The 26,978-nt window shown below is 28.2% G+C and carries 21 protein-coding genes and 3 tRNA genes; 17 read left to right on the forward strand and 7 right to left on the reverse strand.

Features of this window, described 5'->3' with window-relative positions:
- Positions 1-106: 106 nt before the first annotated feature.
- From GFV00_RS08950 to GFV00_RS08965, 4 genes are all read left to right on the forward strand, one after another.
- Positions 107-598, forward strand: a complete 492-nt coding sequence (locus GFV00_RS08950; protein WP_160557694.1) for a hypothetical protein — start codon at positions 107-109, stop codon at positions 596-598.
- A gap of 121 nt (positions 599-719) precedes the next feature.
- Positions 720-2,078: an orotidine-5'-phosphate decarboxylase gene (gene pyrF / locus GFV00_RS08955; protein ID WP_160557693.1), complete on the forward strand. Its 1,359-nt coding sequence runs from the start codon at positions 720-722 to the stop codon at positions 2,076-2,078.
- 17 nt (positions 2,079-2,095) lie between these two features.
- Entirely contained in the window at positions 2,096-2,662 is a 567-nt protein-coding gene (ruvC, locus tag GFV00_RS08960) for a crossover junction endodeoxyribonuclease RuvC (RefSeq protein WP_160557809.1), read from the forward strand.
- 12 nt (positions 2,663-2,674) lie between these two features.
- Positions 2,675-3,508 (forward strand): hypothetical protein, encoded by an 834-nt coding sequence (locus GFV00_RS08965; protein WP_160557692.1) that lies wholly within the window; start codon positions 2,675-2,677, stop codon positions 3,506-3,508.
- Here the strand turns inward: GFV00_RS08965 and GFV00_RS08970 are convergent.
- Positions 3,505-3,993 carry a DUF4293 family protein gene (locus tag GFV00_RS08970; RefSeq protein WP_105296568.1) on the reverse strand — a complete coding sequence of 163 codons (489 nt, stop codon included), beginning with the start codon at positions 3,991-3,993 and terminating at the stop codon, positions 3,505-3,507. The genes GFV00_RS08965 and GFV00_RS08970 overlap by 4 nt on opposite strands.
- 90 nt (positions 3,994-4,083) lie before the next feature.
- On the opposite strand from GFV00_RS08970, the gene rho reads away from it, so the two are divergent.
- On the forward strand, positions 4,084-5,757 hold the full coding sequence (gene rho, locus GFV00_RS08975) for a transcription termination factor Rho (RefSeq protein ID WP_160557691.1): 1,674 nt from the start codon (positions 4,084-4,086) through the stop codon (positions 5,755-5,757).
- 151 nt (positions 5,758-5,908) lie between these two features.
- Here rho and GFV00_RS08980 read toward each other — a convergent pair whose 3' ends face one another.
- The 3 genes from GFV00_RS08980 to GFV00_RS08990 all read right to left on the reverse strand — a co-directional run bounded on the left by GFV00_RS08980 (position 5,909) and on the right by GFV00_RS08990 (position 8,456).
- A complete protein-coding gene (locus GFV00_RS08980; RefSeq protein WP_160542850.1) occupies positions 5,909-6,481 on the reverse strand; it encodes a DUF2892 domain-containing protein in 573 nt (190 codons plus the stop codon).
- A 131-nt stretch (positions 6,482-6,612) separates the two neighbouring features.
- Complete coding sequence (gene era, locus GFV00_RS08985) at positions 6,613-7,503, reverse strand: GTPase Era (protein ID WP_160557690.1); 891 nt, start codon at positions 7,501-7,503, stop codon at positions 6,613-6,615.
- Between the two features lie 29 nt (positions 7,504-7,532).
- A complete protein-coding gene (locus GFV00_RS08990) occupies positions 7,533-8,456 on the reverse strand; it encodes an N-acetylmuramoyl-L-alanine amidase (protein ID WP_160557689.1) in 924 nt (307 codons plus the stop codon).
- Between the two features lie 135 nt (positions 8,457-8,591).
- Between GFV00_RS08990 and GFV00_RS08995 the strand changes: the two genes are divergently transcribed.
- From GFV00_RS08995 to GFV00_RS09025, 7 genes are all read left to right on the forward strand, one after another.
- Positions 8,592-8,676, forward strand: a tRNA-Ser gene (locus GFV00_RS08995).
- Between the two features lie 21 nt (positions 8,677-8,697).
- Positions 8,698-8,770 (forward strand) — tRNA-Pro (locus GFV00_RS09000).
- An 18-nt stretch (positions 8,771-8,788) separates the two neighbouring features.
- A tRNA-Arg gene (locus GFV00_RS09005) sits at positions 8,789-8,862 on the forward strand.
- Between the two features lie 376 nt (positions 8,863-9,238).
- On the forward strand, positions 9,239-9,853 hold the full coding sequence (locus tag GFV00_RS09010; protein ID WP_160557688.1) for a hypothetical protein: 615 nt from the start codon (positions 9,239-9,241) through the stop codon (positions 9,851-9,853).
- A gap of 33 nt (positions 9,854-9,886) precedes the next feature.
- Positions 9,887-10,504 (forward strand): hypothetical protein, encoded by a 618-nt coding sequence (locus GFV00_RS09015; RefSeq protein ID WP_160557687.1) that lies wholly within the window; start codon positions 9,887-9,889, stop codon positions 10,502-10,504.
- Positions 10,505-10,770: 266 nt separating this feature from the next.
- Entirely contained in the window at positions 10,771-13,026 is a 2,256-nt protein-coding gene (locus GFV00_RS09020; protein WP_221411206.1) for a class I SAM-dependent DNA methyltransferase, read from the forward strand.
- A 20-nt stretch (positions 13,027-13,046) separates the two neighbouring features.
- Complete coding sequence (locus GFV00_RS09025; protein ID WP_160557685.1) at positions 13,047-13,691, forward strand: hypothetical protein; 645 nt, start codon at positions 13,047-13,049, stop codon at positions 13,689-13,691.
- Between the two features lie 1,290 nt (positions 13,692-14,981).
- On the opposite strand, the gene GFV00_RS09030 is transcribed toward GFV00_RS09025, so the two are convergent.
- A complete protein-coding gene (locus GFV00_RS09030) occupies positions 14,982-15,887 on the reverse strand; it encodes a DUF5655 domain-containing protein (RefSeq protein WP_160557684.1) in 906 nt (301 codons plus the stop codon).
- Between the two features lie 1,063 nt (positions 15,888-16,950).
- Between GFV00_RS09030 and GFV00_RS09035 the strand changes: the two genes are divergently transcribed.
- The 3 genes from GFV00_RS09035 to GFV00_RS09045 all read left to right on the forward strand — a co-directional run bounded on the left by GFV00_RS09035 (position 16,951) and on the right by GFV00_RS09045 (position 20,010).
- Positions 16,951-18,135 (forward strand): hypothetical protein, encoded by a 1,185-nt coding sequence (locus tag GFV00_RS09035; RefSeq protein WP_221411033.1) that lies wholly within the window; start codon positions 16,951-16,953, stop codon positions 18,133-18,135.
- Positions 18,135-18,554 (forward strand): DUF6384 family protein, encoded by a 420-nt coding sequence (locus tag GFV00_RS09040; protein WP_160557683.1) that lies wholly within the window; start codon positions 18,135-18,137, stop codon positions 18,552-18,554. The genes GFV00_RS09035 and GFV00_RS09040 overlap by 1 nt, the downstream gene beginning before the upstream one ends.
- Positions 18,555-18,795: 241 nt before the next feature.
- Positions 18,796-20,010: a hypothetical protein gene (locus tag GFV00_RS09045; RefSeq protein WP_160557682.1), complete on the forward strand. Its 1,215-nt coding sequence runs from the start codon at positions 18,796-18,798 to the stop codon at positions 20,008-20,010.
- A gap of 645 nt (positions 20,011-20,655) precedes the next feature.
- Here the strand turns inward: GFV00_RS09045 and GFV00_RS09050 are convergent.
- On the reverse strand, positions 20,656-21,756 hold the full coding sequence (locus GFV00_RS09050; protein ID WP_160557681.1) for a hypothetical protein: 1,101 nt from the start codon (positions 21,754-21,756) through the stop codon (positions 20,656-20,658).
- 381 nt (positions 21,757-22,137) lie between these two features.
- Here GFV00_RS09050 and GFV00_RS09055 point away from each other — a divergent pair, with 381 nt between their 5' ends.
- Entirely contained in the window at positions 22,138-22,836 is a 699-nt protein-coding gene (locus GFV00_RS09055) for an OmpA family protein (protein ID WP_160557680.1), read from the forward strand.
- Between the two features lie 27 nt (positions 22,837-22,863).
- On the opposite strand, the gene GFV00_RS09060 is transcribed toward GFV00_RS09055, so the two are convergent.
- Positions 22,864-25,035, reverse strand: a complete 2,172-nt coding sequence (locus GFV00_RS09060; RefSeq protein WP_160557679.1) for a helix-turn-helix domain-containing protein — start codon at positions 25,033-25,035, stop codon at positions 22,864-22,866.
- 302 nt (positions 25,036-25,337) lie between these two features.
- Here GFV00_RS09060 and GFV00_RS09065 point away from each other — a divergent pair, with 302 nt between their 5' ends.
- The gene (locus GFV00_RS09065) at positions 25,338-26,669 is read left to right on the forward strand and encodes a hydroxymethylglutaryl-CoA reductase, degradative (RefSeq protein WP_160557678.1); all 1,332 of its coding nucleotides are present in this window, start codon (positions 25,338-25,340) and stop codon (positions 26,667-26,669) included.
- Positions 26,670-26,978 lie beyond the last annotated feature (309 nt).

Below are 26,978 nucleotides of genomic sequence, written 5' to 3' on the forward strand. Positions count from 1 at the left end.
ATAATTTTAGTAAATATGAGTACTTTGATTTTATCTTTTATAATTATAGAAGATTGGCTAAAAAAAGATTGAATGTTTTTATATATTTGGTTAAAAATAAAATATAATGGAAAAATTAAGAATTTTATTCTTTTCTGTATGGCTGTTTAGCTTATACTCTTGTAATCCGGGACCCGGAAAATTTAACGACAATTTAATGGAAAATTTGAATAGAGCAGACAGGGAATATACCACCTTTTATGCTATGGTTGAACAGCACCCTGATACCGGTGACTTTGTTTCCGTCACCAAAAAAGGAAAAGTTGCTTCTGAAGAATTAGAAAAATTGATCAACAAAATTAACGGCTATGAAGTACCCAAAGATGGGGAAGATTTAAAAAACTTATGTGAAGAGTATATCCATAATATGATTACGTCGATAAAAGGATTTACTTCAAAAGAAAAATTAACAAAAGATCAATTTGAAAAAGCTCTGGAAGACATGGATGTAAATGAAGTTAAATTAAATGAAATTGACGGTAAAATTGTAGAAGCCCAAAAATCATTTGCCAACAAAAGAGGGTTTGAGTTGAAAGATTCATCATCAAATAAAAGATAAATATGGATAAATTTTATTATTGTTACCAAAGTGTTAAATAGTTAAGGAATTTAATTTCTCTTAGTTTTTTACAAACACTTAAATTTATTAATTTATTACCTTTGCTTAAATCAAAAGAAAGATGATTAACAAAGAAAAATTTTTACTCAAATCTTATGAACTGGGAATAATAAAATTTGGTGAATTCACTTTAAAAAGTGGGATTCTTTCTCCTTTTTACGTTGATTTACGACCATTAGCCTCCAGTCCGGAATTACTAAGCGAATTGTCACAACTTTTATTGGCTATGCTAAAAGATTGTAGGCACGAACTTATTTGCGGTGTTCCCTATGCGGCTTTACCTATGGCTACGGCGATGTCTTTAGAATCTAAAGTGCCATTAATTATAAAAAGAAAAGAGAGTAAAAATTACGGGACGAAAAAAATGTTGGAAGGGATCTTTAAAGAAGGACAACGTTGCGTACTCGTGGAAGATGTAATAACAAGTGGGAAAAGTTTGCTTGAAACGATAGAAGAGGTAGAAAAAGAAGGACTAAAAGTAAAAGATATTGTTGTAGTGTTAGATAGGCAACAAGGGGGTAAAGAATTATTGGAAAGCAAAGGATATCATGTTCACACTTTATTCAGTATTGAAAATGTAATTGATATTCTGTACAATCATGAATTTTTAAATCAATCACAAGTTGTTAAAATTAAAGACTTTCTTAAAGAAAAACCAACGGTACAATTAAGTGCTCCTCGATTAACCTATGAGGAAAAATTAAAATTACAGAATCATTCGGTTTCTAAGAAGCTGATCGAAATTGCATTATCAAAAAAAACCAATTTAATAGCTTCCTTAGATACCAATAAATCTGCAGAAATTTTAAAATTAGCCCATCAAATAGGGGATTCCATTGTGGCTGTTAAATTGCATTCAGACATAATTTCAGACTTTACTGAAAATTTTATACACGAATTGAAAGGGATTGCTGCAGCTAAAAACTTTTTATTATTCGAGGATAGAAAATTTGGAGATATAGGTAATACACAACATATGCAGTTTAACGGAGGAATTTATAAAATTTCAGAATGGGCAGATTTAATAACCTCTCATGTTATAGCCGGAGAAGAAAGCTTACAAGTATTTGGTGAAAAAACCGGAGTAGTGACTATTGCAGAAATGTCGTCAAAAGGAACTTTAACAGATGAAAACTATAAGTCGAAAGTTATCGAAATTTCAAGTAAAGTATCCAATGTAATAGGATGTGTTGCCCAATCCAAACTACCTTCTGCTTTATTGTTATTCACTCCGGGGGTGAATTTAACTGAATCAGGAGATTCCAAAGGTCAGCAATTCAATACCCCTGAAAAAGTATTCTCCGACTATCATACAGATTTTATTATTGTCGGCAGAGGCATTTACGGAGCTAAGAATCCGGAAGAAGCTGCCAAGAAATATAAAGAAGAAGGCTGGAAAGCATATTTAAAGAATTGTTAAGATTACATTATTAAAACATTTTGACGGAAAGAATTATAATAGGAATCGATCCCGGAACGAATGTTATGGGATTTGGGATTATTAGTGTAGTGGGTAATAAAATGAAGCTTTTGTGCATTGATGAGCTAATTCTTAAAAAGGTTGAATCCCATGCATTAAAGCTTAAAAAAATATTTGATAAAACCTTGTCGCTGATTGATACCTATCATCCGGATGAATTGGCAATTGAAGAACCCTTTTACGCTAAAAATGTTCAGTCTATGTTAAAATTAGGCAGAGCGCAAGGTGTGGCTATGGCTGCCGGCTTACTAAGAGAAATTCCTATTACAGAATATTTTCCTAAAAAAGTTAAAATGTCAATAACAGGAAACGGTAATGCATCCAAAGAACAAGTTGCAGGAATGTTAAAAACTTTATTGAATTTAAAAGATTTTCCTACTCAATATTTGGATGCTTCCGATGGACTGGCTCTGGCAGTATGCCACTTTTTAAACAGTAGAGTTCCCTCATCGGTAAATACTTCAAAATCATATTCGGGGTGGGATTCCTTTGTGAAAAATAATCCAAAAAGAGTGGGCAGTTGATAAGGTCGTGAAATGAAAAAATCGATTGAAAGATTTTTAATTAAAACTCAATTATGGGTTTCTTTCATGATTTCTTTATTATGTCTATTTTTTGGAAGTTTAAACCAATCCGTAAATTACAGCAGAATTGGAATAATTTTTTTTTCTGCCTTAGCTGCTTATAATTTTATTTGCTTTCAAAATACTTGGTCGCGAAATATCTTAAAAAAACATTCTTTTTATATTTCAGTCATCAGTTTAATACTTGTTGCTTTTATAGTATGTAAGGAAAAAGATTTACTACAATTTTTTCATATTGCATTTATTGGAAGTATTGTAATCATGTATAATTCGGATTTTATAAAAATTCCTTTCAGAAACATTCCTTTATTAAAAATTTTTATTATATCATTTGCATGGGCCTATGCGATTCTATATATAGGAAATTCGGGTAATCGTAATACGTTTGCAGAATTTTTAATTCTGTATTTTTTTATCATAGGTATAACTCTGCCTTTTGATATTTGCGACATGAAAAAAGATGTTATTTGTACAATACCCAACTATTTAGGAATACGAAAAAGCAAAGGTATTGCTTGTATATGTTTATTTCTATCTGCACTAGTTTTTGCTTTGACTTTTTATAAGCAAAGCGATTTAATCTATGTGACAGCATGGGAAGTGGTGTGTATAATCAGTATGGGTATGGTAGTATTTATGGGAAAAACACATCAATTTTTTTACACCCGTTTTTGGATGGAAGCTTGTTCTGCATTACCCATAATTATTATATGGTTGCAAAAAATAAGAGTCGTTTTATTTTATAAAACGACTCTTGCACTCATTAAAAGTTGTTATGAGTTTTAACGGAATCTATCTACAGATTTTATGAGCTTTTCATCCTTATTGATGTACTTATTTGCCATGGCAAGCAGAATAATCAGCAGGACCGGGACGAGTAGCTCAACACCTTTCTCAGGAAGTATAGTACTTCCTCCAGATGAATTTAGCAAATCATAAACCATAAAACCGATCAACAATACGTTTATAATTATATTTATATAATTAATTTTTTTTTGAACATTTCTGCTTTTAAAGCAGAATAGGGAAATAAAAGCTAACAATCCGATGAGGAATAAAAGGAACATATCTGTTAAATCATTAGGAATGAAATCGGTTATATAACCGACAGCAAATCCCAGTATACCGGCTAATGATAGATAAATACTTTGAATTCTTTGGATCAAAATTTCGCTTTTTTGAACAGCAAATGTATAAAAAATTAGCGTTTTAATAAAATATTTTGTAATATTGCTGAATAATCTACTAAAGATTAGTGCATTATTTTTCATAAAGTTACCACTTTATTCTTTTATAAAATAATCAAAATCAATATTTTACGTAATTTTCGAGTAATTTTAAAATCATACTAAACATAACTTATGTTTGAGGAACAAAAGCTTAAAGCAATGAAAGTGGCTGATTTGCAGTCTATTGCTAATGAATTAAAAATTAAAAGTTCAGGATTAAAAAAATCAGAATTAATTGAATTAATTTTAGCTCATCAAAACAAACAAACACACCACAATGAGTCGGAAAAACCCACCGATGAAGAGCCTATAGTAACGGAAAAAAGACAAAGAAAAAGAATACCTGTTAAACAACAGCAGAGAGATACTTTATTTTCTAAAGAGGAAGTGGTTGAAAATAAAAGTTCCCAAGATGATGACTCACTAATAGATGATGACATTCAAAAAGAAGTTTCGGAAAATGATGAAGATTTTAAAATTGATATCCCGGTTTACAGAAAGCCGCAAGTTATATTAAGAAAAAGTGCAGACAGCACTCATTTTCAAAAAACTACAGTTTCTAAGGATGATAAAAAGCTTTTTGATGAAGAGCCTAAAACCAATTATCAAAGCCCGAAGAAAAACAATACTAAGGAATATGCTAACAGATCACATACCAATGGTAATAAATATCGTTCCTCCGATTATGAATTTGAGGGTATTATAAAAACAGAAGGAGTTTTAGAGATCACTCAGGACGGATATGGTTTTTTACGTTCCTCTGATTTTAATTACCTTTCATCTCCCGATGATGTATATGTTTCTCCTTCCCAAATTAAGCTTTTTGGACTTAAGACCGGAGATACTGTTACCGGAGAAGTTCGTCCACCAAAAGAAGGTGAAAAATTTTTCCCTTTAGTTAAGATTATCGAAATAAACGGAAGAGATCCTTTATTTGTTAGAGATCGAGTATCATTCGAGCATTTAACTCCCTTATTTCCTGAAGAAAAATTTAAATTAGCAGGTAAAGGAGCTACTTTGTCAACTCGTGTGGTAGATTTATTCTCACCTATTGGAAAAGGACAAAGAGGGATGATCGTTGCTCAGCCTAAAACAGGTAAAACAATTTTACTGAAAGATATTGCCAATGTAATTTCCATAAATCATCCGGAAGTTTACATGATTGTATTATTGATTGACGAACGTCCGGAAGAGGTAACCGACATGCAAAGAAGCGTCAAAGGAGAAGTAATTGCTTCAACTTTTGATGAATCAGCCGAAAAACATGTAAAAGTTGCCAATATTGTTCTGTCTAAAGCTCAAAGAATGGTGGAATGTGGACACGATGTAGTAATATTGTTAGATTCCATTACCCGTTTGGCTCGTGCTTATAATACGGTTTCTCCTGCATCCGGTAAAGTACTTTCCGGAGGGGTAGATGCCAATGCACTTCATAAACCGAAACGTTTCTTTGGAGCGGCAAGAAATATTGAAGGAGGAGGTTCTCTTACTATTATTGCAACGGCGTTAATAGATACCGGATCTAAAATGGATGAGGTAATTTTTGAGGAATTTAAAGGTACCGGTAATATGGAGCTACAACTGGATCGAAAAATTGCCAATAAACGTATTTATCCGGCTATTGATTTGGTTTCGTCTTCAACACGTCGTGACGATTTATTATTAGACCCGGTTTCTCAACAAAGAATGTGGATATTAAGGAATCATTTGGCAGATATGAATCCATTGGAAGCTATGGAGTTCTTAAAAATGAGATTAGACCGATCTCTTTCCAATGAAGAATTCTTATTAACGATGAATCAATAAAATAGCTAATAAAAAATATATAGTAGATAAAAAGGCTGTTAATTTAACAGCCTTTTTTATTGATAAAAATCTAAAACTAGGATATTTATATTTGAAATTTGAAAAAGTTTTTTTAAATGAAATGTGTGATACAAATATAAGCTAAAATTAATTATTTCATGAATTTGGAACGACTTCTCATTTGAGGGTTGATCATATTGCTTCTCGAAACATTTACTCTTTTCATTTGTTCTTTCATCATTTTAATTTGATCTCCCAACATGTTGGAAGTATCTAATTTTTTAGCTTCAGTTAAAAAACGTTCTGCCTCATTTTTATTACCTCTCATCATAGCTCCTGCCGCCAAATTTAGTGTAGCCAATGCGCGATCGTGTTTAAAACTTAAACCGTAATCCAAAGCAGTTTTCATATACGATTCGGCCTTAGCAGCATTGCCTTGAGCCTCAGTAATCCCCATAAGATAGTTATAATATCCGTATTGTTTTCTTACTAATTGACTTTTCACATTAGTAATTTTGTCCAACCAGGAACGAGCACCTACAAGATCTTGTTTTCTCAATTTCCAAAAAGCCAATAAAATATATTCGTTTCTGAAAAATAATAAAATAGGCACGGCAGAAAGAATAACCAATAGAATTCCTAATCCTATTTGACGATTAAACATCAGATAAATGCCCAATCCGATTATGAGGGCTGCAATAACAAGTTTTATATATTTATTCATGGTAAAGTCTTCAAATTTCGACAAAGGTAACAATAAGTGTTGAAAAAATAAGGATTAATAAGAATGTGAAAAGTACTTTTATTGAAAATAGCACAAAAAAATAAGTTAACCTGTCAACCAGTTATTTAATCTTATTTATTTGTATATCCGAAATTTTTTAAATCCCGATCATTGGATCTCCAATCTTTTTTTACTTTGACATAAAGGTTGAGGAAAATCTTTTTATTAAAAAATTTTTCTAACTCAAGTCGAGCTTCCGTCCCTACCTTTTGAATTTTTTGTCCTTTATGACCGATAAGAATGCCTTTTTGTGTATTTCTTTCTACATAAATAGTCGATTCAATACGGATAATATGATCTTCTTCTTTAAAGCTTTCGGTAACGACTTCTACAGAATAAGGAATCTCTTTTTGATAATTGAGCAATATTTTTTCACGAACGGTCTCATTCACAAAAAAACGTTCCGATAAGGTTGTAAATTGTTCTTTATCATAATAAGGAGGCATTTCCGGCAATAAGCTTTTAATTTTTGGAAGAATTAATTCGGTATTGAGAGAATGTAAGGCAGATATAGGAAGAATTTCTGCATTTGGTAATTGGTTATGCCAAAATGCAACGCTTTCAGATATAGTTGAAGCATCTTTAGCTTTATCAACTTTATTTAGTAATACAATAACAGGTATTTTTACCGAATTTAATTTTTTAACTAAAAATTCAGAAGGATTTTTTTCTTCGCCAAATTCTGTGATAAATAAAATCAAATCAGCATCTTCAAAAGACTCTTTTACAAAATCATTCATTTTTTCCTGCAATTCATAAGCAGGATTTTGTATTATTCCGGGGGTATCGGAAAATATAATTTGTGTATTTTCATCGTTCCAAATTCCATATACTCGATGACGGGTAGTTTGTACTTTTGGAGTTACAATAGATAGCTTTTCTCCTATTAATTGATTTATCAAAGTGGATTTTCCTACATTGGGTTTACCTACAATGCTGACAAATCCTGAGTGGTGTGACATGAAATTAATTTTTTGATAAAATTATAAAGTTATTTAGTATTGGAACGATATTTTTTATTCAAGGCTTGTAAAATAGCCCAAGTTTCAGCATCTACATTGCCATCAGCCTTTTCAGGTCTGAAATGCCATTGAAATGCACGGATTGTTAGATATGTATTTTTGTCCCATTCTCCGGTTAAATCTATTTTATAACCGTATTTTTTAAGTGCTTTCTGAAATTCCAATGGAGAACTGTAAGGGTAGGTATCCGGAATATATTGAGTCAAATAATACTCTTTGTCATACTCCTCATACCAAGCTCCAATTCCATACTGAGTATATAACTCTTTCCAAGGAAACATAGGTCCGGGATCTTGTTTTCTTAACGGGGCTATATCACTGTGCCCCACAACATTCACTGGGTCAATCTCGTAACGATTAATAATGTTTTTGGATAAAGTCGCAACTTTCTTAATCTGATATTTTGGAAAATAAGTAAATATTAATGAATCTTTTATTTTAGTGTATCCTTTATTTACTATTTCAATACCTATGGAAGTATCATTTAAATTTTCTGTTCCGTTCCATGAGCTAACTCCCGCATGCCAGGCTCTTTTGTCCTCACTAACTAAGATATCAATGGTATCGTTCGGCTGATCGGTGATTAAATAATGAGCGCTTACTTGCCCTTTTTTAGCCAATATCTTAACAGAGGTTGGATAATCTGAAACTGTATAGTGTAGGACTAAAAATTTAATTCTTTCATTAAATGCAACGGAAGGGAAATTTTTTTGAGAAATAACATATGCCGGAAGGTTGGCTTCGGTTATGATGTGATATTTAGGATTAGCATGGGTTATATATATAGTATCTCTAATAACCTTGCTATCAACGATAATCTTTTTTTGTGATCCACAGCTTACTAAGAAGAAGAGTGTACAACACAAAATGTTGAATTTTATTATTTGTATCATTTATTTTATTATATAATAACAAAGTTAAAAAACAGTAAAATAATTATAAGTCAAAAATTTTAAAAAAATACTTGCATAAGTAAAATCTTACACTTACTTTTGCACTCCAAATTAGTTGGAATTCGGACTAAATTTGGAGAGTTGCCGGAGTGGTTAACGGAGCAGTTTGCTAAACTGTCGACAGGAAACTGTCGCGTGGGTTCGAATCCCACACTCTCCGCATTAACACACAAGGTATATTCGGGGTGTAGCGCAGGTGGTAGCGCATCTGGTTTGGGACCAGAGGGTCGCAGGTTCGAGTCCTGTCACCCCGACTTGATAAATCAGAAAGGGGTCGCGTAGCTCAGCTGGATAGAGCATCTGCCTTCTAAGCAGACGGTCAAAGGTTCGAATCCTTTCGCGATCACAATCTTTAAGAGTAGTTTATTACTCTAAAAATATTATTAGGCCTCTGTAAATATTATTTATAGGGGTTTTTTATTCGTAAAGGTTAAATCCAATTCCCCATTTTTTGCTATTTTATACTGAATTTGTTTTTCTTAGAATCCTAAGCCTACGGATTAACTTGAATCGGAATATCAATATTAAGCCTTTAAATCTTTGATTATATGGGTTTATTTTCGGTTTAAGTTGGGTAGCTGAAAGTGGATTAAATGAGACTGTACTTAAGTTAAATAATGAGACAAAATTTATATATTTGAACTAAACGAATAAAAACATAAATCTATGAATACTAACGATTTTGAATTTATACACAGAAGTTCCTTAAAATAAATCAACCTATGGAAGGGGAAACGCCATGTCGTTATTCGATGATGGCGCTATTATTAAGAAATGCAAGAAAACTTGCTGGAAGAAATATTGAGACTGGAGTTTATGAAATGAATGAGGTGAATGAGAATAATTTTGTTGAACAAACTTATTATTCAATGCAATATACTTCTCTTATTAATTATCTTATCCTCCTTGAGCAAATCGGAAGTATATTTAAACCTAAGGAAATAGATAAAATTGAGAAAACTAATGGTATATACTGTACTTTAAAATATTTTTCCCCACTAAATCAAGAAAAAATAGATGCAATCAAAGCTTTAAGAAATAGTTTAGTTCATAAGTTTGGGTTAGCTACAGAAAAAAAAGATAAAGGTGCAGGAAGTTTTAAATTTTTGTTATCTATTAAAAAAAATAATGAAATTGTTATTCCTAAATATTGGTCGGGGGATTTTTCTGATAAAAGTGATAATACTTTGACAACAATTTTCATTCCTAGTTTTGAAGATTTGGTAGAAGGAATTTATTCAAATATCGTTCAAGATTGGGAATTGAGTAAATTAGAGATATTACCAGAAGTTACTATTAATGAAATAAAAGCTAGATATACAATTGTAGAGGACTAGCTTAATCCTAAACATTAAACTTATCCCTTTATTATGAAAATGACTGAAACTAAAAAAATTATAGATTTCATAGAGGAGAATTCTGATGAAATTGTTGAAAATATTGAATTTGAAAGTATTGTGACATATAATTTCTTGAAAAAGCAATTTGCTGATTTTGATGTAAGGAAGAATTACTTGTTTCAATTTGTATATAGAAGTTTTTATAGATTAGATAATGCAGGATTAACCTCTGAATTTAAAAATGAATATTTTATTATTCTGGAAGAGTATAGAAATCAAAATTTTTTTAACTTTTCTGATGTATTACAACGTTTGTATGAAATTCCTAGCAGAAGAGGGCTAAACACTTTTCAATTTTCTTTTACTACTAAAATGCTAAATATGATAGATGAACAAATGCCTATTTACGATAGTGGAGTAGCTAGAATGTTTAGTTTTGTTAGACCTTATGTTTCTCCGTTCGATGAAAAGTTGAAAATCTATATGAAGCAGTATGAAGAAATAAAAAATGTCTACAAAGAAATTTTGAATAAACATTTGTTGCCTAAGATGAATGTATATTTTGATGAAAGATTTAAAGAATACAAAATCAATGAAATAAAAAAAATGGACTTTGTATTCTGGTCTGCTGGGAAATTGAAGAATTAGTAAAACTAATTATTATAAATAGTTAAAAATGTTTTAATTACAATTTAAATTTGTTAAACTAAATAAAAATATGACTTAAAATTAGATATTATTTATTATATATATTTATATTTAATTCCATAAAAAGAGTAATTAATGAATATTTTTGCTAATCAATTATTTTTTACTTTTGCATAAATATTATAATGAGAGATTTAGCTGTAATAGATAATTGGACAAGAAGTTTTGGATTACTTCCAATCCATCTTAATCCTAATATTGGTGATATGAAGTTTCTCATGTTAAATGGAGGATATGCTGATTTTTGTTTGGAAATTTCTTCAAAGGAGGATATAATAGAGTCTTATTTTGAAAAATCGTGGTCAACAAATACTAAAAATTTTGTTGTAATTAATAACGATAATATAAAAGTTTATAATTGGTTAAGTGAAGAAGTAGAAACCATTCCTAAACAACAGGTAGAGAATTATTCAGATAGATTTTATAAATATCTGTTATCTAAATCATATAAGACAGAAAGTGATGTGGTACCCTTTGTCTTAGATATTTTTAGAAGACTACGGAATGTCACTCTTGAAAGAGAAAAACCATCAGATGCTTTAAATTTACTTTTTAAATTATTAATAAGTTTAGAAGAGGATTATTCAAATATAGATTATGAAAAATGGGGAATTAGGGATAGTGAGATTCCCAGTCAATTTGATTATTTTGTTGAATTGATGAAGCTGGGTGTTAAATCTATTAACCCAAGACTTGATTTGATTTTACGTCATGTTTCTGGAACTTTATTTCAAGAAGCTCATCGGGAAGTGATTTATTTTAATCCTCAACGAGATTTATTTGGAGGTATTTCTAATCAATTATTCATGAAGGAAGATATGTATTCAAGTATACATTATACTCCTCAATTTTTAGCTCGTTCAATAGTTGAAAATTGTTTAAAATATTTAGATTTTTCGGTAAAAAAAATAAAAATTTTTGATCCTGCTTGTGGTTCGTCTGAATTTTTAATAGAAGTATTAAAACAACTTAAGAATTTAGGTTATTCTGGGGAAATAGATGTAAAAGGTTGGGATATTTCAGAAAGTGCTGTAAATACATCTAAATTTTTATTACAATATGAAAAGAGGACACAATGGAATGACGATAATATGACTTTTGAAGTGAGGCAAGTAAATAACTCGCTTGAAGAAAAATGGGATGATGATTTTGACCTAATATTAATGAATCCTCCATTTCTGTCTTGGGAGTTATTGAAAAATAAGAAAGAAAGAGATGTCGTATTAGAAATATTAGGGGGTGAAGTGAGAAAAGGAAAACCAAATTTAGCGAGTGCTTTTTTTTATAAATCGGTAAAGTCTCTGAATAATCAAGGAATATTAGGGTGTATTTTACCATCTTCTATTTTTACATATGCTTCATATAATAATTTACGAAATGAAATTAATGAAGATCTGACAATAAAAATAATTGCTAAACTTGGAAATTTTGTTTTTGAGGATGCATTAACTGATGTCAGTTTTTTTATTGGGCAAAAACCGAAAACACGTGATTTACCCAAATTAATATGGAGTAAAAATGAAAAAGGAATAGTTCAAAATGTTTTAAGAGATTTAAGAAGAATGGATATTAATAATCAACAAGCAGTTGAGGAAAAAAATTATAGTATTTATACTTCTACAGAATTTCCTATTATTTCTGATAATTGGAAAATAATTTCATTAGCAGAAACTAAATTCAAAAAAAATATTGAGCGTTTTGTGCAAGATGGATTATTAACAAGAGTCTCAAATCTTTTTTCCGTTAAACAAGGTATTAGAACAGGGAGTAAAATGTTTATTATTAAGCTATCCCAATTTGAAGACATACCTATTTCAGAAAAAAGATTTTATCGAAAAATGATTAATAATGAATCAATAAAAAATGGGAAGATAGAAATAAAAAATTATGTTTGGTATCCCTATGATGAGAAAGGTTTAATAATAAAAAACGAAGAGACTTTTAGGGAAATTGCTCCATATTCTTATGAAAAGTTAAGTTCTTTCAAAGAACAGTTGTCTAATAGGGCTAGAAAAGATGAGAACTCTTGGTGGATTTTAAGTGAACATAGAGCATGGCTAATTAATAAAGAGAAAAGGTTATATTCGACGGAGTTTGGTAATGCAAATTCTTTTGGTTTAGATAAATTAGGGGAGTATGTTATTGAAAGAGGAAATGGTTGGATTCCAAAAAAAGAATTTACTTTTGACGACTATTATTTTTATTTAGCATTCTTTTCAAGTAATATTTTTAATAGATTATTATCAATTTATTCTAAACAACTTGCTGGTGGAGAATGGTATGATCTTGGGAAAAAAAATACAAGTAATATACCTATTCCAGAGGCTCATTTAACATTCGAAAAAAATCCAGATGTATATTTTAGATTGATAGAATTAGGAAAAGAATTAGAATCAGGCAATGTCTATGTTAAACAAGTAATAGATGATATTTTAAGGAGTTTTTTCTATCTTAATGTGTGAAATAATTAATAATATTGTTCATGATAGAGCCTCAAAAATTAATAGATTCCATTAATATAAATTGTAAAAACCTATTTATTAATCCTTTTAGGTTAAAATCATATACAAGGAGTCATACTAGTATTTTTTATAGAATAGAGGGTTCTTCTAAGGCTTTGAATAGATTTGATTATCCCTCTGAGTCGGTAGATGTTTTAAAATGGTTTAGAGATTTCTGGATATTTTTAGAAATAAAATTTATTATCATAACAGAGAAATTACCTAATAAAAATAATAATATATTTCATACATATATTTCTTTATCTGTCTTTCAAGGTGAAGATAGTGATTATAGAAAATATCAATTATTTAGAGCAGAGTGGGATGATAATTACAATCCTAATGAAAATCATTCTCAACCTCATTGGCATATTACTGCAAATCAAGCAATTGAAAGAACGTTTGAGGAATATTCAAAAACTTTTGATAAAGATGATTTTTTATTAATATTGGAGGACGAAAAACAGAAAGTTATTGATGTTAATAAAATTCATTTTGCTATGAATGGTAATTGGCAAAGTAGCCAAGGACATGTTCATAAAATTGATGATGAAGATAAAATTGTTAAATGGTTGCAAGGAATCATAGCACATCTAAGGGTAGAGCTTGAATATGTAATTTTGTAAAATAATTCCCCCTATACATCCCCCTGTCAGAATTTGAAAATTGTTATATGTTGGAAAATAAGCAGGTTACAAGTCTGGGTTTCTATCCTTTCGCGATCACAATATAATTATAAAGACTTTCAATTTTTTGAAAGTCTTTTTTATTTTCTACAAAAAAACTTAATGAAACTCTCTTTTATAGCTTGTTTTTTGTTTTTTGCTTTTCAATTATTATATAGTCAGAAGATAGATGATATAATTGTTGATTTCGTTAAAATAAAGTTATATAAAACTTTATACATAATAAAGTGTATTATACGCTTATATCAAATCTAATATAGATACAGATAAGACGATTTTATTCTTACAAGGTTCGGGTACAGTTCTTTTATTTATTAAAGAAGAATCGGGAAACTTTTTCTTTACAATACCTTTGAATGTTATTAATTTTTTAAATTAATATAATCTTTTATTTATTTCTCCACCCAGAATTGATATAATATATGATATTAATAAATTATTCTTAACTATATTTTTAAAATATATTTGGTAAGTGTATTATTAATTATAAGGTTGCTAGTGAAATTAAAATAATTCATGATTATTTTAGTGCTAGTATTAGACAAACTGAATTGTTTAATATTTTTTAAATGGAATACTATAGCTGTTTTATCGGAAATAGATTGATAATAAAAAAATGAAGATTATCTTTTAGTTAATCTTTATTTAAATGATAAACAATTTTTTATAAAGTTTACCATTTAATTCTTAATTTTTGGAAATAGATACTCCACTTTCAAATTTTACTTAATGAAATAATTTTCAATTAGTGAAAAATTAACAGTAGGAATATTATTTAACTTATGATCAAAAAATATTAAACGTTTCTTAGGACTATTTTATTATTTTTATTGAATATTATGCTCCTTTAATGTGATTTTTATTGTCCTTTCGCGATCACAATCTTCAAGAGTAGTTTATTACTCTAAAAATATTATTAGGCCTCTTTAAATATTATATTTATAGGGGTTTTTTTATTTATTATAAAATAATAGTTCATTATTTATGTTCTTAAAATGGTTGAAATAAATAATTGTTACTAAAGATTTTATTAAAAATAAATCTAATGAAATCGTTAAAATATAGAATTTGAAATAGCTACCTATAATTTTCTGAATAATGAGAAGAATTATTTTTTTAGTTTGTATATCGGATTTAATTTTGATCTAAATACTATTAAATAATTATGTAGAACAGGTTAGATAATATAATAAAAAAATGATATAATTAGAAAAATAGATATTTTTTAATCTATAAAGCCTGTTTTATTAAACTCATAATATATTCTAAGTTATGCGTATCCTCAACAATAAGTTCATAATCTCCATTTCCCCAATGTCCAACTTTAGATACATCTCTCGTCAATTTTTTAGGATCATCCAATTCTCCACTTTTCTTATTTATAAAAATTTTCAACCCTTTTTTTAATAGTACAATATCTGCAATATTTTTATCTTTTTTGAAAGCAATATATAGTTTTTTAGGCTCTGTTTCAATATTAGCAGGAAGGTTTAAAATCGCATTTTTATACATTTCGTATAATTCTTTAACCTCTTCAGATTTGTGATCCAAATGATCCTCTTCTGTAAATACTTTTATAGCGTTAGTTACTTTTGATATTTTAGAGTTTCTGTCACTTTGTATCTGTTTAATACTAGGAGCTGATTTCGATTTTTTTATCGGATTTATTATGAGACTATTATTTTCATAACGTTTAATCTCCCATAATTCTATAGCTAAATCCTTAAAATTGGAAGATTGTTTTTGAAATTCGGTAAAGAAAGGGGAAACAAATATAATTCGGCTTTGCGACCAATCCACCTCATTCCTTTTAATGGAATGCTTTTGGGTTTCATTATATTCGACAATAAAATCGGCTTTATACTCAAGCATCAGATTAAGATAAGAAACGCCCTGGTCTATAATACTGTAATTCCGTTCTCTTTTATACTCAATGATAACAAAGGCTTTACTTTCCATGTCAAAAGCAAGGGTGTCAATCCGGCTATTTTTAATCGTAAATTCCGATTTAATATACATTAATCCTGTTAAGATTTCCATATTGTTTTCAAATAATAATTGAATTTCCTTTTCCAATTTAAAAGGCTTTTCTTTTAGTTCAGACAATTGGTTTTTATTTAGAGAAAATACGAACATAAAAATCAGTTTTAATAGTTAAGGAAAAGATATTTACATATGTCTCTGAAAAACGATAAGGTATTTTTTGCATTTTTTATTCCCATATTTATATATATTGTTGGAGCACAAAACCCCTGTCAAAGCATTTTTATAGTTGGGCTTGACTTCTTAAGTTTTAAGAATGCTTATTTATTTTATTGAAATTCATCTTTGATAATTGATTTGTAGATTTTTCCTTTTAAATTGGATAAATATTTGAGAAATAAGTCTATGGAATATTGTTCCACATCAACAAGCTCTTTCCCGCATCCATCGTCCTTACGAAATATATTATCTCTATTATTAAAGATCTATTCAAACATGTAATATAATTTACGACAAATTTAGTTTTTAAAATTTAAAAATTCATGTATACTTTATCGTATTTTTTGTAATTATCTTCAAGAGTAAGAAACAGAATCCAGAAAAGTAATTTTGGATTGCTTTTCTTTATTTTTTAAATTTTTTGGTTTTAAGGTTAATATTCTATTATTAATCAAATATGCGAAGAATGATATCTTGAAAACATCTGTCAAAATTTATAATAGATAATTTTATTTTAATGTTCAGATCGATTTAAGATTTATGGGAATAAAAATTTCAGGATATTTAGTCATGATAATAGGATAACTGTGATAAGGTTTTTTCCTTAGATACATATTTTAGATACATATTAATGATTTCTGGAAATAATAAACATAACGGACATAAAATTGAAAGATAATTTGACTTAATAAAGAAATACAATTAAATACATTCAAAATGTTTATATTGTTAGCTATTATGCTGTTTTTAAAAGATCTTATTATTCTTTTTTTAAAAATTTTAATCATGTATCAATCATTATGCAAATAATCCATGTTCTTATTGAAATGATTACTTTTTTATTTAATTAATTAAATATTTTATCAGATTTTTCAATCAAATTTTTATAAACAATCCCAAACAATAACCATCTAAAATCTTTGACTATAATTATATTAAGATCAAATTATATTAACATATTATACATACAATTAAAATAAATGATTAAAAATTTTATATGTTTGCAAAAAACTTAAAAAGATATTATAAGATGTCTAATCATTTAATTACTTATGTAGATAGAGCTGTACAAAAGTTAAATAAAATCGGTATTTTAATAAAACCTCAATCTGATGCGCCGATTTTAAAATTATTAGATCATGTTGCTGAAATTGACAAAAATCGAATTATAGCTATAGCTCGCACTTTACAACAACAAAGTGCATTTAATGAAGTAGTTCGAGAGCAAATTGATGGTGTTCACGCTTCCGATCGTTATACAAAAATTGTTGTATATTTTGATAGCATTCGTGCCGATATGGAAAAAATGTTAAATTGGCTAGATGATGGTAAATTAGATTTTTTAGAAAAAATCAAAATGGGTTGGATGACCTTTATACGAGGTTCAATTCCAGATCGTTTTAACTTGATTAAGAAAACCTATTTAGATGTTGCTAAAGAAACAGGAAATCAGATTGAACGAGAACGTGTAATATTGAATGCTTATCAAGACTTTCGATTTGGTTTAAAACAAGCTCAAATCTTAGCAGAAGAAGTATTAGAGATTGCTACTGCCCGCCTTGAAGAGTGTAAACAAAAGTTATCATTAGCAATTGCAGAAGTTGATAATTTTACTGATAATGATAATTTAGCTCGTGCACGGTTAGAGCTATTGCGAGATGAAGCGCTACGCAATTTGCAAAAAGAGGATAGCCGTTATCAAATAGTTTTAGATTTATCAAATAATTTATTGGTTTCTTATAATTCAGCGGAAGCTGTATTTGCCAGATTACAGCAAACAACCTCTGTAAAAGAACGTGTTTATCAACAAAGCGTGAGTTTTTTTTCGACCAATGAAGTTGTATTCACAGCTTTAAGTGCCTCTATCACTTCATTAAATGGCTTAAGTGAAAGTACCAAGACATTAGAAGCAATGAAAGATGGTATGAATAAAGGAATAGAAAGTATTGCTAAAATAGGAAATAAGCAACTAGAAGAAGGTTTGAGAGCTGGATATGGTTCAACTATAAAAGCTGATTCATTAAGAGCTTTGGTTGAAGCAATTGTTAATTATCAAGAATCAAGTAATCAATTAATTGCTGAACTAAGAAATGAGTCAATTGATAATGCGAAAGAAATTGATCGTATTGTTGAGGATGGTAAACAACGCTTTAATAATATTTTATTGAAAGTAAATGATTAATGGATGAAATAAAAGTTAGTGACCAATTAGGTGCAATGGCAATAATTGATGAATTACATCAAAAACAACAATTATTAAATGAGCATCTTGATCGTGATAAATTACGCAATAATTTAGAGCATGGCATCAAAAATTATTATCAATCTCAGGGTCTGGATGTAGATAATGAGACTATTGAAATGGGAATTGATCAGTGGTTTGATAATCGTTTACATTTTATAGAATCGAAAAGATCAAAGTTTCAGCATTTTCTTGCTTTTTGTTATATAAAGCGTGGAGTTTTCTTTAAATGGTTTCGGTATGCTTTATTAACTCCAGTTATGATATTTATTTGGTTTTGTATAATATCATTAAATTTTCTAATATGTTATCATATTGTAACAAATTACATTTTTAAATATATTGATCAACTTAAATAGCATGCTAATAACAATGAAAAATCCATTTATTTACGCTAAAATTTCAGCAAATAAATTGAAACTTTAATTGCTATTTTGGTTGCACAAAATATTGATCTGAAAGTTTCTAAAATACTTATTAAGTTAACTTTTGTTACTCAAAAAGTAAAAGAAGATTTATCAATATTTATACAAACTAAATATATAATTAAATTTACATTGTCCAAATTTAATTAAAGCAGGTTGAATTTTAGAATAAAAAATGGATACAGAAAAAATCGAAAATAGAATAGCCAAGAAAGGGTTGGAAATTAAAGCTTCTATTGAAATCACGAAAAAAGAAATTGATGTTACTCATGAAAAAATTTCGAAATTAAAAAATGAACAGGTAAAAATATTCCAAAAGATAGCTACTATTTATTTACTGGAATCGCCCAAAAATGAAGATTCTCAAATACAAACAGCGATTAAGAATTTACAAGAATTGAATAGTAATTTGAAACGTAAATCTGATAAATTAGATATTCTAATCAATGATTATCAACAAAAAATAGATAATATTCTTATCAGATTAGATGATTTTTATAAGCTAAAGCTTGTACGTTTAGACAATGATTCAGAGTATATATCTCTTTTAAATCGATATAATGTTTCTAAGGAAAAATTAAATCTAGATAAAAAAAAAATTGAAACCTCAAACCAACAGTTTTCAACTAAAATAGAAAAGTACAATCAAAATCGATATTATAATTATTTGATTGATCGTGATTATGGAGAAATTAGTTATAAAGGTTCTGGGATTATTCGTAATTTAGATAATTGGATTGCTAGATTTATAAATTTTTCTGAAAATTATAATAACCATAAAATATTAATTGCTTTAGTTGAAGAGTCTAAAATATGCTATGAATCTGAAAAAAATTTATGCCTATCTTTATTAGAGCAGAAAGATCAAAAAGAATATGATGTTGAAAAAAACTTAAAGTTGCCTAAACTCAAATTAGAATTGAAACAAACTGAGGAGTATTTGGCTTATTATAAAAAACAGAAACAGGATATAGAAAATGAATTAATTGAAACTCGATCGGGTGAAAGTAATGAATTTAGAAAAATATCTAATCGATTGGCTAAAATGCTACAAAGTCAATCTCAACAACGACTTCATGATATAACATTACAAACTAGATCAACAGAAGATGATATATTGTTGGAAAAGATAGCTGAATTAGATCAGAAAATAAACCAATTTGAAATTAGTTTTGAATCCATACAACAAAAGATAACGATTCTTGAAAAAACTTACAATCGTTTTGAACAAACCCTTTACCTTTTTAAAAAAAATAATATACCTAAATTATATTATGATTATCAGATTTCATCCTATGATCTTGACGAATTATTGAATAATATATACGATGAAGATATTTTTCCTGAATCCATTATTCATGCCCTTATTTCTTGTAGAATTCTTAAATGATAAATTAATTATCATCTTTATATTTTGTTAATAATTATATAATCAGCGTTTTATTTTGTGAAAGTAAATTAATAACAACGTAAAGATTTAAATAAATTTTTCTTATTTTAAAATAAGTGTATAAAAGCTTACTACTATCTTCTTCAACGGAAATAAGCCGGAATTTATAAGTAGTTCCCAATATACAATTGGCTAATTATGGTACGAGATAATTTATGATTTTTATAAACCTGATGAAAAAATACATTTCTATCTTTTAATGTTAAAATTTAAGTTAGATTAATTAGGGGAGACAGATATTTAATGAAATAAACTCGACGAGTTTAAAAAATTGGAATCCAAAAATATTTCATTCTTTTCTACAATGAGATATATAAAATTTAAACCCTTATAAATTTATGATCATTTTTTTAAAGTAAGATAAAGTAAACTTTTTGACTTATAAGAGATTATTTATTTTTAAACATTTGTATGGGGTTAATAATAAAAATATCAATATCCCGGCTTCTATTGACTGAAAATAATTTGATCTTTTTTAATATAAATAAACATATATAGTTACTAAAAAACTTCTATTTTTCAAGTTAGTAATTTAAATAATCTAAAAATCTATATATAGTTTGTAGTTTAAATGTAATTAATTGATCAAGCAGTGACAAAACTAAGTTTCAACCATAAAATATAGTAATAAATTTGTATAGAGAAAGTTAAAGCAACAATAAGCCATTTTATTTTTGTGTTGTTAACAGCATTACCAACTATTATATAAAGTGGAAATAATGTACAACTGTATCTTGGAATAGAACCAAAAGTCCCAGTTGAAATAGGAAGTAATAGATTCAAAATAATCATTAGAGTAAAACTTAATTGATTTTTTTTAACATTTAAAAAATAAACAAACAAAAATAAAGATAGTAACGCTAAAGGAATTCTAAAAATAATAAAGTCATGAGGAATTCCGCCTGTTCTTCCCCAAGCCTTCTGTACTGTTGAAAAAGCAAAAAAATCTCCGGTCATATAATATTGATATAAGCAATAGCATAGAAATACTAATACAGGAGGAACGAAAAATAATGACTTAATAACAAGTTCTTTTTTAATTGAAAAATTAAATCTAAAATATCCAGAAATGATTCCTTTATTTTCTAAAAAAAATAAAAAAAGGATAAATACCGATAACATTCCATTAGCTCTAACAAGAACAAGCAAAGAAGATAGAATCGAGAAGATAAAATATTTTTTCTTATAAATACTAATAAATGAAAATATTAATAAAAGTAAAAAAGTACTTTCAGTTAAAAAAGCTGAAAAGTAGTAACTAAATGGGAGAAATAAAAAAAGTATAGTTATAAATAATGATTTTTTAGTATTGTTAAAATAAATGTTACAAAACCAGTAAATTCCTAGAAAAGCAGCTAAAGAAGATACAAGAGACCAAAAAAATGCAGCTGTGTTAAAACTTAAAGAAAATATTTTCATTAAAACAGAAATAATTCCGGGATATAGCGGAAAAAAAGCCCAAATATGATCTTTTTCAGCTAAAATCTCCGGTGATGAATGTGGGTATCCATTTATTATTAAAGAATAGTATTTATGGGAGTCCCATCTAAAAAAAATATCTCCAATAAAAGTGTTAAAATTAGAATAATCTATAGTGTTCTTTAAAATAAAGACTGCTGTAAAAATATATACTATTTTAATGATAATTGCAATCAAGAAAATGTATACTATATTTTTATATTTCATTATTAAACTATTGCAAATGGTCAAATATAATATAAAAAAAAATCAATTAATATATTAAAAAAATAAAAAAAAATAATTTAATAGATATAATAAAAAAATAAAATTAATTCACATTATCTCAATTGAAAATTGATCAATAAAAATAGTAAAAAAATTAAGATAATGATGTGTTTATTTTAATTATAAATCATTTTTTAAATGATTAGTATTCGACAAATACAAGTTCTTTTAATTTAAATTTATTTAATATCTTAAAAATAAAATATATGATAAGGTATAAAATAATTATTTATTAAAATTTTCCTAAATGAAATATTAATGTAAATTTACCTTCTTAATAAATAATACTGTGAGTTAATTTTTTTACATTAAATTATTAATATGAATAAAAAATTATATAAACCCCTTGTAAAATTTTTAGGAGCTTTAACAATTGTTTGTACTATAACAAGTTGTGAATGTGCCAGAGATAAAAAAGAAGAACTTGAAAAACAACAGGCAGAAAAAGAAAAATTAGAAAAAGAACAATCGGTTGAAGTAGATAAAATTGGTACAGTCATTCAAGGTACTTTAGATCCTGCAACAGGAAATTTTATATATGAAACCGGGGATATATTTACCATAAAACTTCCGAACGGAGAAGAAATTTTCGAAGTAGGAAACAATTCAACCGAGGCCAAATTGTTTAATTTTCTAAAAGATTCAACTCTAAATGTAAGTGAAGATAAAACCAAAGGCTGGATTACATTAGATCGAGTATATTTTGATACAGGTAAAACCACTTTAACTACAGAATCAGGAAAACAAATAAAAAATTTATCTCAAATTTTAAAAGCATTTCCTAAAGCTAAAGTTAAAATTGGAGGATATACCGATACTACCGGATCAGAAGAAACTAATAAAAAAGTTTCAGAAGATAGAGCAAAAATCGTTCAAGAAGAATTAATTAAATCAGGAGTACAAACAGAAAGAATATCATCTGAAGGATATGGATCACAGCATCCGGTTTGTGAAGCTAATGATACACCTGAATGTAAGGCACAAAACAGAAGAGTAGATATACGCGTACTTGAAAAATAGAATTCAATTACTCACAGTATTGTTTATTTATATGCCCAAATCGCTTCGTACAAATTTAATTTCGTCGTAAGAAACATCATCTCCCAATGACTCCTTAATAAGTTTTAATTCTTTAGTATTTAACTCAGCTAATTTTTTTTCAATCAAAACATACTTTTCCTCAGAGATAAAATCATATACAGATACTTTATTTTTAGAAATCAATTTAGCCACATGATTGCTAATAGTAGAAACCGTCAAATTTCTAACTTTGGCTACCTCTGTAAGATTTTTTCCTTCCTGCAAAAGCTGTAAAGTTAAATCAACCGTGTCTTCCTTTTTATCGGCTTTTGAAAAAGTTTCGGAATCAGAAGTAAAAATATATTCTTTATATGTAATTCGTTGATCAATAAGATTCGTGGAAAGTATAAATTTTGTTTTAATTTTGATATCATTTTCAAATTCACAAATGAATTTAAGATATTGAGAAATTCTTGATTTATTTTTATAATCAAGATAATGAGTTTGCAAAGGTTTCCAAACTTTAAGAAAAAGCTCATCAGCAAAATATTCAACAGCGTCTTTAGCCCTCATTTCAATAGTTCGCCATATTTCCTCTTTATTGGTAATAGTTGATGAATTAAAACGAGAAAGAATATTTCGTTGAAATTTTTGATTGATTAACAAAAGAGAATGTAAGCACTCATCAATAGAAGTAATTAAATCCAAAACCTGTTGTTTTTCAGGAATAGATTTTTCAATAGTCATTTTGCGCCAATCCTGAATCCTATGAGTTAAAGAAAGAACCGATAAAGATTTAAAAAGAGTTTCAAGTCCAAAATTATATTTCTCTTCATTAAGAGTATTTTCTAACTCATGCACATTCCACATTTGATTTTGAAATTCATTTATCTTAGAATCCTGAATAATATTATGATTTCTTATAATAGATTTTAAAATAATTCCTTCCAAAGTTCGGCACCTGCTTAAGGCAACATAAACCTGGCCGGAAGCAAAAGATTTTCCTGCATCAACAATAACTTTATCAAAAGTTAGCCCTTGACTTTTATGGATGGTTACAGCCCAAGCAAGTCGAATGGGAAATTGAGAAAACGATCCCAAAACTTCTTCTGTAATCTTTCCCGTTTCAGGATCAACAGTATATTTTATATTTTTCCAAACTTCATGTTCCAATAAAAAGGATTCTTTTTGATTTTCAAATCGAACATAAATTTCAAAATCCTCAATTTTTTCAATAATACCGATTTTTCCGTTGAAATACCTTCTGTTGCCGGAGCTGTCATTTCGAATGAACATGATTTGAGTGCCCTCTTTTAATACCAATTCCATATCAGTAGGATAAGAGTTTTCAGGAAATACACCATCTACAATAGCCTCAAAAAACTTAATAGGTTTATTGAGTTTTCTCAATTCATTCTCATTAATGGAAGTAGCAATAGAATTATGAGTTGTCAAAGTTATATAACCGGGTTCCTTCGGAATAAAATCAGGATCATATCTTTCATGAAGTAATTCAAAATCAATAGAATCAAAATCCTGGTATCGAATAGCATTCAATAAATTTATAAAAACAGGATCATCTTGCCTGTATACTTTTTTGAATTCAATACATACCGGAGGATTATTTTGCAAAACTAATGCATCAAAGAAAAAAAGGCTTTTATAATAATTCTTTAAAAGATTCAATTGTTCTTCTTTTATTACAGGAGGTAATTGATACATGTCTCCAATCATAAGTATTTGTACACCTCCAAAAGGAGCAGCATTTTTTCTTGTGTATTGCAAAGACCAGTTAATAGCATCAAGAATATCCGCACGCAACATGGAAACTTCATCGATAATTAATAATTCAACCTCCGAAAATAATTTTCTCTTATCTTTATTATACCTAAAATGTTGATGAAGTTCTAATTTAGTGATAGCAATATTCCGATCAATCCATCCGTCATTAACAGGAATAAAACTTGTAAGAGGAAACCCGAATAAAGAATGTATAGTAACCCCTCCCGCATTAATAGCTGCAACTCCCGTGGGAGCAACGATAATAGTGTTTTTTCTAGTAGAATTTTTCAATTCCTTTAAAAAAGTGGTTTTACCCGTTCCCGCCTTTCCGGTTATAAAAATGTTTTTGTTAGTATAGTTGGCTAAATCAAAAGCTAATTTCTGTTCAATATTGACTGCAGTGGATGGGTTTTCCATTTACTTTTAGGTTTTAATACAAATATATACTAAAAGTTTAAAAAAATAAATATAAAAAAGTAAACAAAATAGAGGATTTTAATTCTAAAATTAAAAAATAATTTAAAAAGAGTAAAATGTATAAAAAAATATTCAAAAAAATATAATTTGATTACTTATACTATATATAAAAGATTGTACCTCTAAAGAATGTTACTAAACTATAGTATTAAAAAAACAAAATGTCATTAACAATAAATGTAAATAATTACGATATATAATTATATATTTTACTTTTGTTAAAGACTTAATCAAGTAATAAGATGAAAAGTAAAATTATTGAAGGGTTTTCAAAACTAAACAAAGAACAAAAAATTAACTGGCTAAATCAACAATACGGAGGAGGTTCAGGAGATTTAAAAAATATATTAGAACAGTATTGGAATCATAACGCTGATTTGCAAAAACTACATGATGAATTTACAGAAAACACTATAAGCAATTTTTACCTTCCCTATGGTATAGCACCTAATTTTTTAATAAATGATGAAATATATGCCTTGCCCATGGCTATAGAAGAAAGCTCAGTAGTAGCGGCCGCTTCCAAATCAGCTAAATTTTGGTTAGATAAAGGAGGATTTAAAACGAAACTTTTAGGAAACACTAAATTAGGACATATACACTTCATATATAAAGGAGAAGGAAGTAAATTATTACAATGGTTTAACACCCATTTAAAAGAAGAACTTATTAAACATTCGAAGGATCTCACTAAGAATATGCAGATGAGAGGAGGAGGAATTGTGAATATAGAGTTAATAGATAAATCCAAAGAGCTTGAAAACTACTATCAGATAAAAGGTTCTTTTAATACACAAGATAGTATGGGAGCAAACTTTATAAATTCATGCCTAGAACAATTTTCAAAAACATTTAAAACAGAATTTCAAAAATCCAATATATTTAATAAAGAAGAAAAGAACAGCTTGCAGATTATTATGTCTATACTTTCCAATTATACACCCGATTGTATGGCGAGAGCGGAAGTAAGCTGTAAAATAAAAGACTTAAAGGACGGCAGCGGAATGCCTCCGGAAGAATTTGCCTGGAAGTTTAAACAAGCAGTTGAAATAGCAGAAGTAGAACCTTATAGAGCAGCTACTCACAATAAAGGAATTATGAATGGAGTTGATTCTGTAGTAATAGCCACAGGAAATGATTTTAGAGCAGTTGAGGCATGTGCACATACCTATGCCTCACATAAAGGGAAATACACCAGTTTAACTCATTGTGAAATTAAAAACGATCAATTTCGTTTTTGGCTTGATCTGCCTATATCCTTAGGAATAGTTGGAGGCTTAACGAAGCTTCATCCATTAGTAATAGCATCCTTACAAATATTAAATAATCCCTCAGCAGAAAAACTTATGCAAATTGTAGCAGTTGCTGGACTGGCTCAAAATTTTGCTGCAATACGATCATTAATTACAACAGGAATTCAAAAAGGACATATGAAAATGCATCTTACCAATATAATAAATCAATTAGGAGCAACGGAAAAAGAAAAGAAGGAGATACTCAATATATTTAAAGAAAAAACAATATCACATCATTTAGTAGCTGCAGAACTGGAAAGACTCCGTAAAGAACAATAATGTTAAATAAAAGATACAATAAAAAGTATTAATAGTAAAGTGTACTATCAACCTATATATATAAAAAAAGTACTTGAATAAAAACATTAGAGGAAAGGAATTCAAAACTATCAATTAGAGAATACAACCTATAAAGATAATAAAATAGAAAAGAAGAAGAACGAGCCCATAAGGTCCAATACGAATGATCAGGAGAGAAGCAGGAATAAATAGAAAAAAAATTAAAAATTTTTTTTGAGGTTAAATAGGTGATATTCAGGAGATTGATGATTGCTTAGCAAAAAAGATTAAAAAAAGATTAAAAAAAAA

Origin of the sequence: Apibacter sp. B3935, from assembly GCF_009827705.1 — a bacterium.
Classification (GTDB): Bacteria; Bacteroidota; Bacteroidia; order Flavobacteriales; family Weeksellaceae; genus Apibacter.